The following is a 238-nucleotide window of genomic DNA, read 5'->3' on the forward strand; positions in this document are numbered from 1 at the left end:
TTCGCGTCCGGCGATGGAAATTGGCGGCACCGGGAAAAAGCGGCTGCTCGCCAGCAAGTCGCCGTGGGTACCGAACACGGAAATGGCTGCAAGCTGCGGGTAGTCCGCCGCAATTGTGCTGAGCCTGCTATGTACAGGGCCCTCATGCCTGCGCACTTCGTCGTCATTGTCGGTATCGAGGAGTTCGACACTGCGCGTTTCGATTTCGTGGTTCATGTCGGCAATCTTCAGCGCGTGC

General features: G+C 59.7%; 1 pseudogene. It reads right to left on the reverse strand.

What is annotated here, in order from left to right:
* A pseudogene (locus SB822_RS60695) lies at nt 1–216 on the reverse strand (hybrid sensor histidine kinase/response regulator); the annotation flags it as partial.
* Between the last annotated feature and the right edge of the window lie 22 nt (nt 217–238).

Source organism: Paraburkholderia sp. SIMBA_054 (assembly GCF_046534875.1).
GTDB classification, from domain to species: Bacteria; Pseudomonadota; Gammaproteobacteria; order Burkholderiales; family Burkholderiaceae; genus Paraburkholderia; species Paraburkholderia hospita.